The sequence below is a fragment of the Streptomyces sp. NTH33 genome (genome assembly GCF_003236365.1).
In the GTDB taxonomy this organism is placed as follows: Bacteria; Actinomycetota; Actinomycetes; order Streptomycetales; family Streptomycetaceae; genus Streptomyces.
In genome coordinates this window covers 45,995-59,728 of sequence record NZ_POTZ01000001.1, presented here as the reverse complement: position 1 = coordinate 59,728, position 13,734 = coordinate 45,995, and the positions used below count along the sequence as shown (strand labels likewise).

General features: G+C 71.1%; 13 protein-coding genes and 1 tRNA gene. 8 read left to right on the top strand and 6 right to left on the bottom strand.

Features of this window, described 5'->3' with window-relative positions:
- From efeB to C1I97_RS00245, 4 genes are all read left to right on the top strand, one after another.
- Window positions 1–1,223: iron uptake transporter deferrochelatase/peroxidase subunit (efeB, locus tag C1I97_RS00260; protein ID WP_111001173.1), on the top strand; the 1,223-nt coding region annotated here is incomplete at its 5' end.
- A gap of 108 nt (window positions 1,224–1,331) precedes the next feature.
- A complete protein-coding gene (gene pheA, locus C1I97_RS00255) occupies window positions 1,332–2,264 on the top strand; it encodes a prephenate dehydratase (protein WP_111001172.1) in 933 nt (310 codons plus the stop codon).
- Window positions 2,265–2,797: 533 nt separating this feature from the next.
- On the top strand, window positions 2,798–4,075 hold the full coding sequence (gene serS, locus C1I97_RS00250) for a serine--tRNA ligase (protein ID WP_111001171.1): 1,278 nt from the start codon (window positions 2,798–2,800) through the stop codon (window positions 4,073–4,075).
- Window positions 4,072–4,884: an HAD family hydrolase gene (locus C1I97_RS00245; protein WP_111001170.1), complete on the top strand. Its 813-nt coding sequence runs from the start codon at window positions 4,072–4,074 to the stop codon at window positions 4,882–4,884. The genes serS and C1I97_RS00245 overlap by 4 nt, the downstream gene beginning before the upstream one ends.
- A 67-nt stretch (window positions 4,885–4,951) precedes the next feature.
- Here the strand turns inward: C1I97_RS00245 and C1I97_RS00240 are convergent.
- The 6 genes from C1I97_RS00240 to C1I97_RS00215 form a co-directional block, all read right to left on the bottom strand.
- Window positions 4,952–5,036 (bottom strand) — tRNA-Ser (locus C1I97_RS00240).
- 270 nt (window positions 5,037–5,306) lie between these two features.
- Window positions 5,307–5,546: an SGM_3592 family protein gene (locus C1I97_RS00235; protein ID WP_111001169.1), complete on the bottom strand. Its 240-nt coding sequence runs from the start codon at window positions 5,544–5,546 to the stop codon at window positions 5,307–5,309.
- Window positions 5,547–5,648: 102 nt separating this feature from the next.
- Entirely contained in the window at window positions 5,649–6,368 is a 720-nt protein-coding gene (locus tag C1I97_RS00230) for an ABC transporter permease (protein ID WP_111001168.1), read from the bottom strand.
- 10 nt (window positions 6,369–6,378) lie between these two features.
- Window positions 6,379–7,290: an ABC transporter ATP-binding protein gene (locus C1I97_RS00225; protein ID WP_111001167.1), complete on the bottom strand. Its 912-nt coding sequence runs from the start codon at window positions 7,288–7,290 to the stop codon at window positions 6,379–6,381.
- The gene (locus C1I97_RS00220; RefSeq protein ID WP_111001166.1) at window positions 7,287–8,195 is read right to left on the bottom strand and encodes an ABC transporter permease; all 909 of its coding nucleotides are present in this window, start codon (window positions 8,193–8,195) and stop codon (window positions 7,287–7,289) included. The genes C1I97_RS00225 and C1I97_RS00220 overlap by 4 nt, the downstream gene beginning before the upstream one ends.
- Window positions 8,185–9,159, bottom strand: a complete 975-nt coding sequence (locus C1I97_RS00215; RefSeq protein WP_111001165.1) for an ABC transporter ATP-binding protein — start codon at window positions 9,157–9,159, stop codon at window positions 8,185–8,187. The genes C1I97_RS00220 and C1I97_RS00215 overlap by 11 nt, the downstream gene beginning before the upstream one ends.
- Window positions 9,160–9,301: 142 nt before the next feature.
- On the opposite strand from C1I97_RS00215, the gene C1I97_RS00210 reads away from it, so the two are divergent.
- The 4 genes from C1I97_RS00210 to C1I97_RS00195 all read left to right on the top strand — a co-directional run bounded on the left by C1I97_RS00210 (window position 9,302) and on the right by C1I97_RS00195 (window position 13,688).
- Entirely contained in the window at window positions 9,302–11,170 is a 1,869-nt protein-coding gene (locus C1I97_RS00210) for an SDR family oxidoreductase (RefSeq protein ID WP_181446487.1), read from the top strand.
- Between the two features lie 37 nt (window positions 11,171–11,207).
- Window positions 11,208–11,756 carry an RNA 2'-phosphotransferase gene (locus C1I97_RS00205; protein WP_111001163.1) on the top strand — a complete coding sequence of 183 codons (549 nt, stop codon included), beginning with the start codon at window positions 11,208–11,210 and terminating at the stop codon, window positions 11,754–11,756.
- 92 nt (window positions 11,757–11,848) lie between these two features.
- Window positions 11,849–12,751 (top strand): LLM class flavin-dependent oxidoreductase, encoded by a 903-nt coding sequence (locus tag C1I97_RS00200; RefSeq protein WP_111001162.1) that lies wholly within the window; start codon window positions 11,849–11,851, stop codon window positions 12,749–12,751.
- A gap of 49 nt (window positions 12,752–12,800) precedes the next feature.
- Window positions 12,801–13,688 carry an HAD-IIB family hydrolase gene (locus tag C1I97_RS00195; protein WP_181446486.1) on the top strand — a complete coding sequence of 296 codons (888 nt, stop codon included), beginning with the start codon at window positions 12,801–12,803 and terminating at the stop codon, window positions 13,686–13,688.
- Window positions 13,689–13,734 lie beyond the last annotated feature (46 nt).

Genomic DNA, 13,734 nt, shown 5'->3' with positions numbered 1-13,734 from the left:
CCCCCACGAGAGCGGGCATATCGCGCCGGCAGCTGCTCGGCACGGCCGGCGCGACCGGACTCGTCCTCGGCGCGGCGGGCGCCGCCGTCGGATACACGGCGGCGCCCGCCGGCGCCACCCCGCTCACCTCGCTCGGCGCCGACCGGGCGATGTTTCACGGGAAACATCAGCCCGGCATCACCGACCCCCTGCAGGCCCACGGCCACCTCATGGCCTTCGACCTCGCGGCCGGTGCGGGCCGCAAGGAGGTCGCCGCGCTGCTGCGCCGCTGGTCGGCGACGGCCGAGCGGCTGATGGCCGGCGAGCCGGCCGCCCACGACGACACCGGCATCGCCCTGGACGCCGGCCCCTCCTCACTGACGGTCACCTTCGGCTTCGGCCACTCCTTCTTCGACCGGACGGGTCTGCACAAGCAGCGGCCCAGCGCCCTCGACCCCCTGCCCGACTTCTCCTCCGACCAGCTCGACAGGACCCGCAGCAACGGCGATCTGTGGGTGCAGATCGGCGCGAACGACGCGCTGGTCGCCTTCCACGCCCTGCGCGCCCTGCAGAAGGACGCGGGCAGCGCCGCCCGCGTTCGCTGGCAGATGAACGGCTTCAACCGCTCCCCCGGCGCCACCACGCGCCCCATGACGACCCGCAACCTCATGGGCCAGGTCGACGGCACCCGCAACCCCAAGCCGTCCGACCCCGACTTCGACCAGCGCGTCTTCGTCCCCGCGAACGGTGAGCCGGCCTGGATGGCGAACGGCTCCTACGTCGTCGTACGCCGCATCCGCATGCTCCTGGACGACTGGGAGAAGCTGTCGCTCGCCCAGCAGGAGAACGTCATCGGGCGCCGCAAGTCCGACGGGGCACCGCTCAGCGGGGGCAGCGAGACGACCGCGATGGACCTGGAGAAGACGGGGAAGGACAGCAGCTATGTCGTCCCGGTCAACGCGCACGCGCGGATCACCCGGCCCGACCGGAACGGGGGCGCGGCCATGCTCCGGCGCCCCTTCTCCTACCACGACGGCTTCGACGCCGACGGCACCTCCGACGCGGGCCTGCTGTTCGTCTGCTGGCAGGCGGACCCGCTGCGCGGCTTCGTGCCGGTGCAGCGCAAGCTGGACCGCGGCGACGCGCTGTCGCAGTACATCCGGCACGAGGCGAGCGGGCTGTTCGCGGTGCCGGGCGGGGCGGCCAAGGGCGAATACGTGGGACAGCGTCTGCTGGAGGGGTGAGCACGGCGAGGAGGAGCGGCTCGGGCGGGGGTTACGCGGGTTCACCCTCGGGAGGGGCTCTCGTGAGACGGGCGAGCCTGCCTCCCGGGCGGCCATTAGGGTGAGGTCATGCCAGCGAGCTACGCGTATCTCGGCCCCGAGGGCACCTTCACCGAAGTCGCCCTGCGCACCCTTCCCGAGACGGCCACCCGGGAGCTGATCCCGTACGTGTCCGTTCAGTCCGCGTTGGACGCGGTCCGCGCCGGCGAGGCCGAGGCCGCGTTCGTGCCGATCGAGAACTCCGTCGAGGGCGGCATCACCGCCACCCTCGACGAGCTGGTCGCGGGCGAGCCGCTGATGATCTACCGCGAGGTGCTGCTGTCGATCACCTTCGCGCTGCTGGTCAGGCCCGGTACCAAGCTGTCCGACGTCAAGACGGTCACCGCCCACCCGGCCGCCCAGCCGCAGGTGCGCAACTGGATGAAGGCGTATCTCCCGGACGCCGTCTGGGAGTCGGCCGCCTCGAACGCGGACGGTGCCCGCCTGGTCCAGGAGGGCCGCTACGACGCCGCCTTCGCCGGTGAGTTCGCGGCCGAGCGCTACGGGCTCGTGCCCCTGGAGACGGGAATCCACGACGCCGAGAACGCGCAGACGCGGTTCGTACTGGTCGGCCGACCCGCCCGGCCCGCCGCCCCGAGCGGCGCGGACAAGACCTCCGTGGTGCTGTGGCAGCGCGACGACCATCCCGGCGGACTGCGCGACCTGCTGGGCGAGTTCAGCACCCGCGGCATCAACCTGATGCTGCTGCAGTCCCGCCCGACGGGCGCCGGCATCGGCAACTACTGCTTCTGCGTCGACGCCGAGGGTCACATCAACGATCGCCGGATGGCCGAGGCCCTGATGGGGCTGAAGCGGATCTGTCTGCAGGTGCGCTTCCTCGGCTCGTACCCGCGGGCGGACATCGGCGTGACGGACGTACGGCCTCCACTGACCGGGACCTCGGACGGGGAGTTCGTGGCGGCGGCGGACTGGGTGGCGCACTGCCAGGACGGTCGTTTCTAGCCAGGCCGTTCGTTTCCAGCCGGGTCGGCGTTATCCACAGAAGTTGTCCACAGGTCTTCTTCTCGACCAGGGGACAAGTCGATATCCATGGGCGATTCGATCGACAAATCCCCTTGCGGCCCCCTGGAGGGATCAGGGCGGACAAGTCGCTCTTCGTCCACTCACCTCCTTTGGTTCATCTTTTGGGGCGACCCCTTTCCACCCGAAAGTGGGCGCCGGGCCGACTCAAGCCGGAATTCTTCCTTCCGGCCACGGCTTCCGGAGTGATCAATTCCGTCTTCCACAGATCTTTCGCACAGCCTGTGGATAACTTTCCGGAACATGTGGATCACCGTAGACCGCTGTGGACAACGCGACCCCGCATGCCGGTCCATGCGAAGAAATTCAGTCAGCCGTACGTCTGCCACCCGCCCCGCCCCGGGGAGCGGGCGGCCCTCATCGACACAGGGGGCAATTCCCCCATAACGGTACGCAATGTACGGTTCGGAATACTGGGTCGTGAGGCGGAACGCCGCACCGGTAGCCTTGACCGCGTGATTGACCTTCGCCTGCTCCGTGAGGACCCCGACCGTGTGCGCGCCTCCCAGCGCGCCCGTGGAGAGGACGTCGCGCTCGTCGACTCCCTCCTGTCTGCCGACGAGCGGCGCAGGTCGTCCGGCGTCCGCTTCGACGAGCTGCGCGCCGAGCAGAAGGCGCTGGGCAAGCTCATCCCCAAGGCCTCCGGCGAGGAGAAGGCCGAGCTGCTGAAGAAGGCGAGTCGGCTCGCCGCCGACGTCAAGGCGGCCGACGCCGAACGCGACGCGGCGGACGCGGAGACCCAGGAGCTGCTGCTCCAGCTCGGCAACCTCGTGCACCCCGACGTGCCCGTCGGCGGCGAGGAGGACTTCGTCACGCTGGAGACGCACGGCACGATCCGCGACTTCGACGCCGAGGGCTTCACGCCCAAGGACCACCTGGAGCTCGGGCAGTCGCTCGGCGCGATCGACGTGGAGCGCGGCGCGAAGGTCTCCGGTTCGCGCTTCTACTTCCTCACCGGTGTCGGTGCCCTGCTGGAGCTGGCCCTGGTGAACGCGGCGATGGCCCAGGCCACCGCGGCCGGCTTCACGCCGATGCTGACCCCGGCGCTGGTCCGCCCGCAGTCGATGGCCGGAACCGGCTTCCTCGGCCAGGCCTCCCAGGACGTGTACCACCTCGACAAGGACGACCTGTACCTGGTCGGCACGTCCGAGGTGCCGCTGGCGGCGTACCACATGGACGAGATCATCGACGCCGAGCGCCTGCCGCTGCGGTACGCCGGCTTCTCGCCGTGCTTCCGCCGTGAGGCCGGCTCGCACGGCAAGGACACCCGCGGCATCTTCCGCGTGCACCAGTTCGACAAGGTGGAGATGTTCTCCTATGTCGCCCCGGAGGAGTCGCAGGAGGAGCACCGGCGGCTGCTGGAGTGGGAGAAGCAGTGGCTGACCTCGCTGGAGCTGCCGTTCCGGGTCATCGACGTGGCCTCGGCCGACCTGGGCGCCTCCGCCTCGCGCAAGTTCGACTGCGAGGCGTGGATCCCGACCCAGGGCAGGTACCGCGAGCTGACCTCGACCTCGGACTGCACCGAGTTCCAGTCCCGCCGCCTGCAGATCCGGGTGCGCGAGGACAAGAAGGTCCGTCCGCTGGCCACGCTCAACGGCACGCTGTGCGCCGTCCCGCGCACGATCGTCGCGATCCTTGAGAACCACCAGCAGGCCGACGGCTCCGTACGGGTGCCCGAGGTGCTGCGTCCCCACCTCGGCGGCCGGGAGGTTCTGGAACCGGTGGCCAAGTGAGCCACCTCCCCGAGTCCTTCCCCTACAAGCTGATCGCCACCGACCTCGACGGCACCCTGCTGCGCTCCGACGGGTCGGTCTCGGGGCGCACCCGTGAGGCACTCGCCGCGGCCACCGCGGCGGGTGCCGCGCATCTCGTGGTCACGGGCCGCGCGGTGCCCTGGACACGGCACGTCCTCGACGACCTCGGCTACCGGGGCCTCGCGGTCTGCGGCCAGGGCGCCCAGGTGTACGACGCCGGGGAGCACCGCCTGCTGACCTCGGTGACCCTGGACCGGCAGCTGGCCGGTGTGGCGCTGGCCAAGATCGAGGCCGAGGTCGGTCCGCTGCACCTGGCGGCCGGCCGCGACGGCCTGGACGGCGAGGTGCTCGTGGGTCCCGGCTACGCGGTCTCGGGCCCGCTTCCGGCGATTCCGCTCGCGGACGCCTCGGACCTGTGGAGCGCGCCCCTCAACAAGATCTACATCCAGCACCCGACCCTCACGGACGACGAACTGGCCGACGTGGCCCGCCGGACCGCCGGCGGTTTCGTCTCGGTCACCGTGGCCGGCGAGGGCATCGTCGAGCTGCTGCCGCTCGGCCTGTCGAAGGCGACGGGCCTGTCGCTGGCGGCACGGCGGCTGGGTCTGAGGGCGGCGGATGCCGTCGCCTTCGGTGACATGCCCAACGACGTTCCGATGTTCACCTGGGCGGCCCACGGTGTGGCCATGGCCAACGCCCACGAGGAGCTGAAGGCGGTCGCGGACGAGACGACGGCCTCGAACGACGAGGACGGCATCGCGGTGGTGCTGGAGAGGTTGCTGGGCTGAGCTTTCGGCCCGTGCTTTTCTGTCTGTGCTTTTATCCGTGCTTTCGGCCTGTGCTTTTCTGTCTGTGCGGAGGATGCACGGATCGAACGTGCGCGGGGACAACCCCGACCACGGTTTAGCAAACCGGTGCCTTACCACTCGGCCAATCCTCCGGGTGGGCGGCCCACGCGACAGCGGATCGCGTGCTCGAAGCGGCCGCCCCGGGCAGTTCCCCGTGCGGGGCGGGCTCGACGGAGTGGGTGGTTCTACCCCGGAGCCCGCCGCGGGCTGCCCTGTCGGGAGCTCGGCGTACTGCCGTGCATGGACATCGCCCAGCTCCTCTCCCGGATCGTGACGCCGACGCTCCGTCCGGCGTGGTGGACACCACCACTGTGCCGTGACGACAGCGTCGGCGCCACCGAATTAGCGGGCACCCGGCCCGGTCACCGGCGCCGCCACCTGCGCCGGCGCGCCTTGCTGAAGAACCATCCCGCGGGCGGCTCGTCGGAGCGCCACGGCTGCGGCTCGGGCTGCTCGTGCCGCCAGCGCGCGGTGAGCATCCGGGCCCTCGCGGACGGCTCGGTGGTCTCGGCGGCCCGTATGAAGTCCGCGTCGAGGACGACGTCGTCCCAGGTGTCCTCGGTCCTCCCCCGTCCCTCGCTCTCCGGTGTCCCGGCGGCCATGCCCGTCCTCCCGATCGTCCGTCCGCTTTGCCCAGTGTGCCCGGACGGAGGTGAAGCCTCCGTCAAGACCGGGTGGGCCCGTCCGCCGAGGAAGCGCCCGCCTCACTCCTCTCCGGCGAGTGTCAGGGACCGCAGCTTCTGCCCGGCGTACCAGGTGGCCAGCACGGTCACCGCCACCAGCAGCACCGTCGCGGTCGGCAGCCCGACGTCGGAGGTGACCATGTCGCCGCCGGCGACCTTGTGGGCCACGGCCAGCGCCCACTGCTGGACGCTCAGCGTGCGCGCCCCGGGGACCAGGGAGCCGAACAGCGCCTCCCACACGAGCGCGTACACGAGCCCGAAGACCACCGCATGCCGGGAGACCGTGCCCAGCAGGAGGAAGAGGGCCGCGTAGGCGATGGAGGCGACCAGTGCGGCCACTGTGTAGGCCACGGCGATCTGCTGCCCGTTGCCGTTGAGGATCAGCCCGGCGACCAGGGTCGGCACCGCCGAGAACACCATGGTCACCGCGATCGCCACGATCAGCTTGGTGAAGATGATCGTCGGCCGCTTCAGCGGCTTGGACAGCAGGTACACCACCGAACCGTCGTCGATCTCCGGCCCGATGGCACCGGTGCCGGCGATGACGCCGATGATCGGCACCATGGTGGCGAGGGCGAACCCGCCGAGGACGTTCACCGCGGTCTGGTCGTCGGCTCCGGCGAGAGCGCGGACGGCGGCGGCGATCACGACGAGCAGCAGCGGCAGCGCGCCGAGGATGAGGGCCCGGCGGCGGCCGAGCAGGGCCCGGTAGGTGAGCCGGGCGACTGTGGGGTCGTACATCGTGGGCCTCCTACGCCGCGACCAGGTACGAGAAGACGGACTCGAGGGACTCGTCGGACGGCGAGACCGTGTGCAGTCGGATGCCGTGGTCCCGGGCCACCCTCGGCAGCAGCGCCGTGAACCGGCCGAAGTCGACGGCCTGGACGCGCAGTGCGCCCTCGGCGAGGTCGACCTCGATGCCGGAGGTCGAGGGGTCGGCGATCAGCGCGGCCGCGAGCGCGCGGTCGTCGCTGGAGCGCACCAGGTAGCGGTGCGGGCGGTCGGTCATCAGGCGGCGGATCCTGCGGAAGTCGCCGCTGGCCGCGTGGCGTCCGGCGACGACGACCTCGATGTGCCGGGCGAGCTGTTCGACCTCCTCCAGGATGTGGGAGGAGAACAGCACCGTGCGGCCCTCGTCGCCCATGCGCCGCAGCAGGTCCATCAGCTGCATGCGCTGGCGCGGGTCCATGCCGTTGAACGGCTCGTCGAGCAGGAGCAGCGAGGGGTCGTGGACGAGGGCGCTCGCCATCTTCACGCGCTGCCGCATGCCCTTGGAGTAGGTGGAGATCCTCCGGTCCTGCGCGTACTCCATCTCGACGGTGGCGAGTGCCTTCTGGGCGGCCTTGGCGCCCAGGCCGTGCAGTTCGGCGTTGGCGACGACGAACTCGCGGCCGGTGAGGAAGTCGTACATCGCCTCCCGCTCGGGGACGATGCCGATGCGCCGGTAGATCCGCTCGTTGCGCCACACCGGCTGCCCGTCGAGGGTGACGCTGCCGGTGGAGGGGGCGAGGAAGCCGGCCATCATGTTGATCAGCGTGGACTTTCCGGCGCCGTTGGGGCCGAGCAGGCCGGTGACGCCGGGACCGATCGTCATGGTGATGTCGTTGACGGCGACCACGTTGCCGAACCAGCGGGAGACGTGGTCGATGCTGAGGGTCGTCACATTCCCACCTTCTTGTAGCGGCGCAGCAGGAGGCCGTATGCGCCGGCGATGAGGCCAAGGACGGCGAGGACGTACACGATGCCCTCGCCGGTGCCGGGGCCGACACCGCCGGGTGCCGAGGAGGTCGCGCCCAGGAAGGCGGTCTGCACTCCGTCGATCAGGGTGACCGGCGAGAACAGGCCGATCCAGGGGATGGCGCCGGTGTTGTTCCGGGCGTCCGCGATGGCCTGGAGGGTGGAGACGGCGCCGTAGGAGATGGTCAGCACGGCGATCACGGCGGCTATGCCGAAGCCGCGGCGCGGGGTGACGGCGGCGATGACCAGGCCGAGGCCGGCGAAGAGCAGGGAGAGCAGCGCCACGGAGACGAGTCCCTGGGCGAATCCCTTGGTCTGGTCGGCGAAGTCCAGCTTGGCCAGCAGTGCGCCCACGTAGAGCACCAGCAGCGGGGCGGCGGTCAGGATGAACATCGCCGAGGCCAGCGCCGCGTACTTGGCGCGGACGTAGTCGGCGGTCTCGATGGGCCGCGAGAAGTACAGCGGCACGGTCTTGAAGCGCAGGTCGCGGGAGACGGACTGGGGTGCCTGCGAGGCGACGTAGAGGCTGATGACGCCCTGCATGATGAGGGCGTTGTCCGTGTAGGCGATGGGCAGGTCCTTGGCCTTGGTGGCGACCGCGACGGCGACCATGATGGCCGCGGGCACGCACATCACCACGAACAGCAGCATGGGCAGCACCTTGGACTTCACCGAGCGGCCGAGGCCGTAGGCGCCGCGCAGGGACTGCGAGTACAGCGAGCGGCGGGCGTAGGCGCGGCCCAGGCGGGGGCCGTCGTAGCTGCGGTAGCCGATGTTGTGGATGCGGGCCCCGTCGCCCGAGGGCGGTGCCGCGGAGTGCTCAACTGCCATGGCCGACCGCCTCCTTCCGCTGTCCGTCGCGCTGTTCGTCGTGGTCCCGGAAGACCTCCGAGATGTGGTGCCGGCGCTGCTCCATGCGCACCAGGCCGAGGCCGAGGCCCGCGATCACGTCCCGCACCAGGTCGTACGTCTCCTCGCTCTGCGCGGTGAGCAGCAGGACGTGGCCGGCGCCCGGCAGGCCCGTACCGTCCTGGGTGTCCACCCCGCGCGCGTGGAGCGCGTCGCGCACCGCGCGGGTGCCGTCCGGGTGCTCGTCGCTGTCGGTGACCTCGATGGCGAGGGTGGTCGTGGTCTGGGTGAAGTCGGTGGTGGAGCTGGAGCGCAGCAGCTTGCCGCCGTCGATGACGACGACGTGGTCGCAGGTGCGTTCGAGCTCGCCCAGCAGGTGGGAGGTGACCAGGACCGAGATGCCGAAGTCGGTGTGAATACGGCGGATCAGGCCGAGCATCTCGTCGCGGCCCACCGGGTCGAGGCCGTTGGTCGGCTCGTCGAGGAAGACCAGCTGCGGGTCGTGCACCAGGGCCTGGGCGAGCTTGACGCGCTGCTTCATGCCGGTGGAGTAGCCGCCGATGGGGCGGTAGCGCTCCTCGTACAGGCCGACGTGGCGCAGGGTGTCCGCGGTGCGTTCCCGCGCGGCCGTCGGGGGCAGGCCGGACATGCGCGCCATGTGGACGACGAACTCGGTGGCCGAGACGTCGGGCGGCAGACAGTCGTGCTCCGGCATGTAGCCCACGCGCTCGCGGATGGCGGCGCCCTCGGTGGCGACATCGAGACCGAGCACTTCGGCGCGGCCCTCGGTGGCGGGGGACAGACCCAGCAGGATCTTGATGAGTGTGGACTTGCCGGCTCCGTTGGCGCCGACGAGTCCGGTCACACCGGGTCCGACGTCCACGGAGAGCCGGTCAAGCGCGGTCACCCTGGGGAACCGCTTGCTCAGGCTTTCGGTCGCGATCACAGTCACGCCCTCGACGGTAGTGACCCGTGCCACGCACGTCGTCAGACCCGAGAGCCGTCTTGGCATCAGACTCGAGTATTACGGGGACCTTAAGGGTCACACCCTCAGGTCTCACACAGTCCCGGGAGAGGTGACGCGCGTGATGCCGCTGAAGGGCGCGCGGGAGCGCCGGGTCCGCACGGGCGGGGTCGAGCTGTGCGTGGCCGAACTGGGGGACCCACAACAGCCGACGGTCGTCCTGGTGCACGGCTATCCGGACAGCAAGGAGGTCTGGTCCCAGGTGGCCCGGCGTCTGGCCGGCCGGTTCCACGTCGTGCTGTACGACGTGAGGGGCCACGGCCGCTCCACCGCGCCCCTGCCGCTGCGCGGCGGCTTCACGCTGGAGAAGCTCACGGACGACTTCCTGGCGGTCGCGGACGCGGTCAGTCCCGGCAGGCCGGTGCATCTCGTGGGGCACGACTGGGGCTCGGTGCAGTCCTGGGAGTTCGTCACCGTCCGGCGCACCGAGGGCCGGATCGCCTCCTTCACGTCCGTGTCCGGGCCGTCCCTGGACCACTTCGGCCACTGGATCGGCACGCGCGTCAAGCGCCCCACCCCGCGCCGGGTGGGCCAGCTCCTCGGCCAGGGCGCCAAGTCCTGGTACGTGTACCTGCTGCACACGCCGAAGCTGCCCGAACTGGCCTGGCGCGGTTCGCTCGGCAGGCGCTGGCCCAGGATTCTCGGACGTGTCGAGAAGCTGCCCGCCGACGGCTACCCGACCTCGTCGCTGCCCCGGGACGCGGCGCACGGCGCCTGGTTGTACCGGGACAACGTCCGCGCCCGGCTGCGCAGGCCGCGACCGGACGCCTACGCGCGCGTGCCGGTGCAGCTCATCACGCCCCTGGAGGACGCCTTCCTGTCGGAGTGCCTGTACGACGGCCTGGAGCGGTGGGCCCCGGACCTGGTGCGCCGTACGCTCCCCGCCGGGCACTGGGTCCCGCGCACCCGGCCCGACCAGCTGGCGGCCTGGATCACGGACTTCGTGACGGCCACCGAGGACGGACGGCCGCGGCCCGCCGCCGTCGGCAGGTACGCCGACCGCTTCGCCGGGCAGCTCGTGCTGGTCACGGGCGCGGGCAGCGGCATCGGACGGGCCACTGCGTTCGCCTTCGCCGAGGCGGGCGCGCGCGTCGTGGCCGTCGACCGGGACGCCGAGTCCGCGGTCCGCACCGCCGAGCGGTCCCGGCTGCTCGGCGCGCCGGCCGCCTGGGCCGAGCCGGTGGACGTCCGTGACGAGCGGGCCATGGAGGAGCTGGACGAGAAGGTCGCCGCCGAGTACGGCGTGGTGGACGTGCTGGTGAACAACGCCGGCATCGGCCTGTCCGGTTCGTTCTTCGACCACACCCCCGAGGACTGGAGGGAGGTCCTCGACGTCAACCTGTGGGGGGTGATCCACGGTTGCCGGCTCTTCGGGAGGCGGATGGCCGAGCGCGGGCAGGGCGGCCACATCGTCAACACCGCGTCTGCGGCGGCGTACCAGCCCTCGAGGGCTCTGCCCGCCTACAGCACCTCCAAGGCGGCGGTGCTGATGCTGAGCGAGTGCCTGCGCGCGGAGCTGGCCGGGCGGGGGATCGGCGTCACGGCGGTCTGTCCCGGCTTCGTCGACACCGGCATCACGTCGGCGGCGCACTTCGCGGGCGTCGACGCGGCGGAGGAGAAGCGCCTGCGGCAGCGCACGGCCCGCCTGTACGGGCTGCGCGGCTACCCGCCGGAGAAGGTGGCCGACGCGATCCTGCGCGCGGTCGTGCGCGACGACGCGGTGGTGCCGGTGACGCCGGAGGCGCGTCTCTTCCACGCGATGTCGCGTTTCGCTCCGCGGGCGCTGCGCAGGCTCGCGCGGGTGGAGCCTCCGCTGGGAGCCGCCGATTCCGGCACGACGCCCCGAAACAGCGGCCGGTTGTCCACAGGTTCTGCCAATTCACCTGTGGATAAGGCAAGTTGGCTGTGGATCAAACCTCCCTGGCGAAATTGACCTGCGTGATGTTCGTCTCTCCCGGCAAGCTGGTCGGATGGACGAAAGGCGCGCCGTGAAGGTGTCGAAGTACCTCTCCCGACACCTCCGCCACCAGCCCGGGAGGATCGGGCTCACCCTCGACGAGGGCGGCTGGGTCGAGATCGACACGCTGCTCGCGGCGGCGGCCGCCCATGGTTTCCGCATCTCGCGCGAGGAACTGGAGCATGTGATCGCCACCAACGACAAGCGGCGCTTCGCGATCGAGGGCACCCGTATCCGCGCCAGTCAGGGCCACAGCATCGAGGTCGACCTCGCACTGCCGGCCGCGACCCCGCCGCCGTACCTCTACCACGGAACGGTGGCCCGCAACCTGACCGCCATCCGCGTCGAGGGCCTGCGGCCCATGAACCGACACGACGTGCACCTCTCACCCGATCGCGAGACCGTGGCCCGTGTCGGCGCCCGCCGTGGCCGTCCGGTGGTGCTCGCCGTGGACGCGGCCGCCATGCACCGCGACGGTCATGTCTTCCACGTCAGCGCCAACGGGGTATGGCTGACGAAGACCGTGCCACCTCGCTACCTGCGGTTTGCCTCCCACCACTGAGCCCGGTCCGGCACGGTCGGCGGCCTGGACCACCCGGCCGCGGGCGGTGACGGTTTCACGTGAAACGCTTGCGGGCGCTTAGGCTCGGGGCCATGAGTCTGCGCCTGAGCACCGTGATCCTTCCGTACCGCCGCTGGCAGGAGGGCGGCCGTTCGGCATGGACCCGTGCCGAACAGCTCGGTTTCCACACCGCGTACACCTACGACCATCTGTCCTGGCGCAGCTTCCGGGACGGCCCGTGGTTCGGGGTGGTGCCGACACTGACCGCCGCCGCGGCCGTGACCGACCGGCTGCGGCTGGGCACGCTGGTGACCTCGCCGAACTTCCGGCACCCGGTCACCCTCGCCAAGGAGCTGATCTCCCTCGACGACATCTCCGGCGGGCGGATCACGCTCGGCATCGGCGCGGGTGGCACCGGCTTCGACGCCACCGCGCTCGGGCAGGAGCCGTGGACACCTCGGGAGCGGGCCGACCGGTTCGCCGAGTTCGTGTCCCTGCTCGACCGGCTGCTGACCGAGGACTCGGTGTCCTACCAGGGCGACTTCTACTCCGCCCACGAGGCCCGCAACATCCCCGGCTGCGTGCAGCGGCCCCGGTTGCCGTTCGCGGTGGCCGCGACCGGTCCGCGCGGGCTGCGGCTCGCGGCGCGGCACGGGCAGGCGTGGGTGACCACCGGCGACCCCAAGCTGTACGAGAACGGCACGCCGGAGCAGTCCGTCCAGGCCCTCCGCGTTCAGGCCGAGAAGCTCGCGGACGCCTGTGCCGAGGTGGGCCGTGACGTTGCCGTGCTCGACAAGGTCCTGCTGACCGGATTCACCCCGGACCGGGGGCGGCCGCTGGAGTCCCTCGACGCGTTCGTCGACTTCGCCGGCCGCCACCAGGAGCTGGGTTTCACCGAGATCGTGATCCACTGGCCCATCCCCGACTCGGATTTCGCCGCTGAGGAGAAGGTCTTCGAGCGGATCGCCCTGGAAGCGCCCGCCCAGCTGGCGTGACCGAGACAACCCCTCAAATGTGCGGAGTGCCGCACGGTCGTGCGGGCATATGCGGGACAATGCCCCGGTGACCTCAGCGACTCGACAGCCCGAGACCCTGGCCGCCGCCCTGCCGCCGCGGCTGATCGCCACCGATCTCGACGGAACTCTGCTGCGCGACGACAAGTCGGTCTCCCCCCGCACGATCGCCGCCCTGGCGGCCGCGGAGGAGGCGGGTATCGATGTCTTCTTCGTCACCGGCCGCCCGGCCCGCTGGATGGACGTGGTCAGCGACCACGTCCACGGGCATGGCCTGGCGATCTGCGGCAACGGCGCGGCCGTGGTCGACCTGCACGGCGGACCCGGCGCCCACCGCTTCGTGAAGGTGCGCGAGCTGGCACGGGAGATCGCGCTGGACGCGGTACGGCTGGTGCGCGCGGCGGTGCCGGGCACGGTGTACGCGGTCGAGCAGACGTACGGCTTCTATCAGGAGCCGGCCTATCCGAAGCTGCACATGGAGATACCCGACACCCGCGCGCCCGCCGAGGAACTGCTGGCGCCGGACGGGGCCGGAGCCGAGCAGCCGATCCTGAAGATCCTCGCCTACCACCCCACGCTCGACCCGGACGCGTTCCTCACCGTCGCCCGGCTCGCCGTCGGCGAGCGCGCCACGATCACCCGGTCCAGCCCCAGCGCCCTGCTGGAGATCAGCGGCCCGGACGTCTCCAAGGCGAGCACTCTGGCGCTGTGCTGTGCCGAGCGCGGCGTCTCGCACGAGGAGGTCGTCGCCTTCGGCGACATGCCGAACGACATCGAGATGCTCACCTGGGCCGGCCGGTCCTACGCCATGGGCAACGCCCACCCCGACGCGATCGCCGCGGCCTCGGGGGTGACGTTCGCCAACAACGAGGACGGGGTCGCCGCGGTGATCGAACGGATGCTGGGGGAGCGGCTGTAACCGGCGCGCTGCCCACCCGGCGGGACCTGGCGCGCGGGTGAAGCCG

Excerpts from the sequence above, each read along its gene's own strand:
- C1I97_RS00235 (WP_111001169.1), bottom strand. The coding sequence starts at position 5,546 with ATGGCCGCCGGGACACCGGAGAGCGAGGGACGGGGGAGGACCGAGGAC.
- C1I97_RS00230 (WP_111001168.1), bottom strand. The coding sequence starts at position 6,368 with ATGTACGACCCCACAGTCGCCCGGCTCACCTACCGGGCCCTGCTCGGC.
- C1I97_RS00195 (WP_181446486.1), top strand. The coding sequence starts at position 12,801 with ATGCGGGACAATGCCCCGGTGACCTCAGCGACTCGACAGCCCGAGACC.
- pheA (WP_111001172.1), top strand. The coding sequence starts at position 1,332 with ATGCCAGCGAGCTACGCGTATCTCGGCCCCGAGGGCACCTTCACCGAA.
- C1I97_RS00210 (WP_181446487.1), top strand. The coding sequence starts at position 9,302 with ATGCCGCTGAAGGGCGCGCGGGAGCGCCGGGTCCGCACGGGCGGGGTC.
- C1I97_RS00205 (WP_111001163.1), top strand. The coding sequence starts at position 11,208 with ATGGACGAAAGGCGCGCCGTGAAGGTGTCGAAGTACCTCTCCCGACAC.
- C1I97_RS00200 (WP_111001162.1), top strand. The coding sequence starts at position 11,849 with ATGAGTCTGCGCCTGAGCACCGTGATCCTTCCGTACCGCCGCTGGCAG.
- C1I97_RS00220 (WP_111001166.1), bottom strand. The coding sequence starts at position 8,195 with ATGGCAGTTGAGCACTCCGCGGCACCGCCCTCGGGCGACGGGGCCCGC.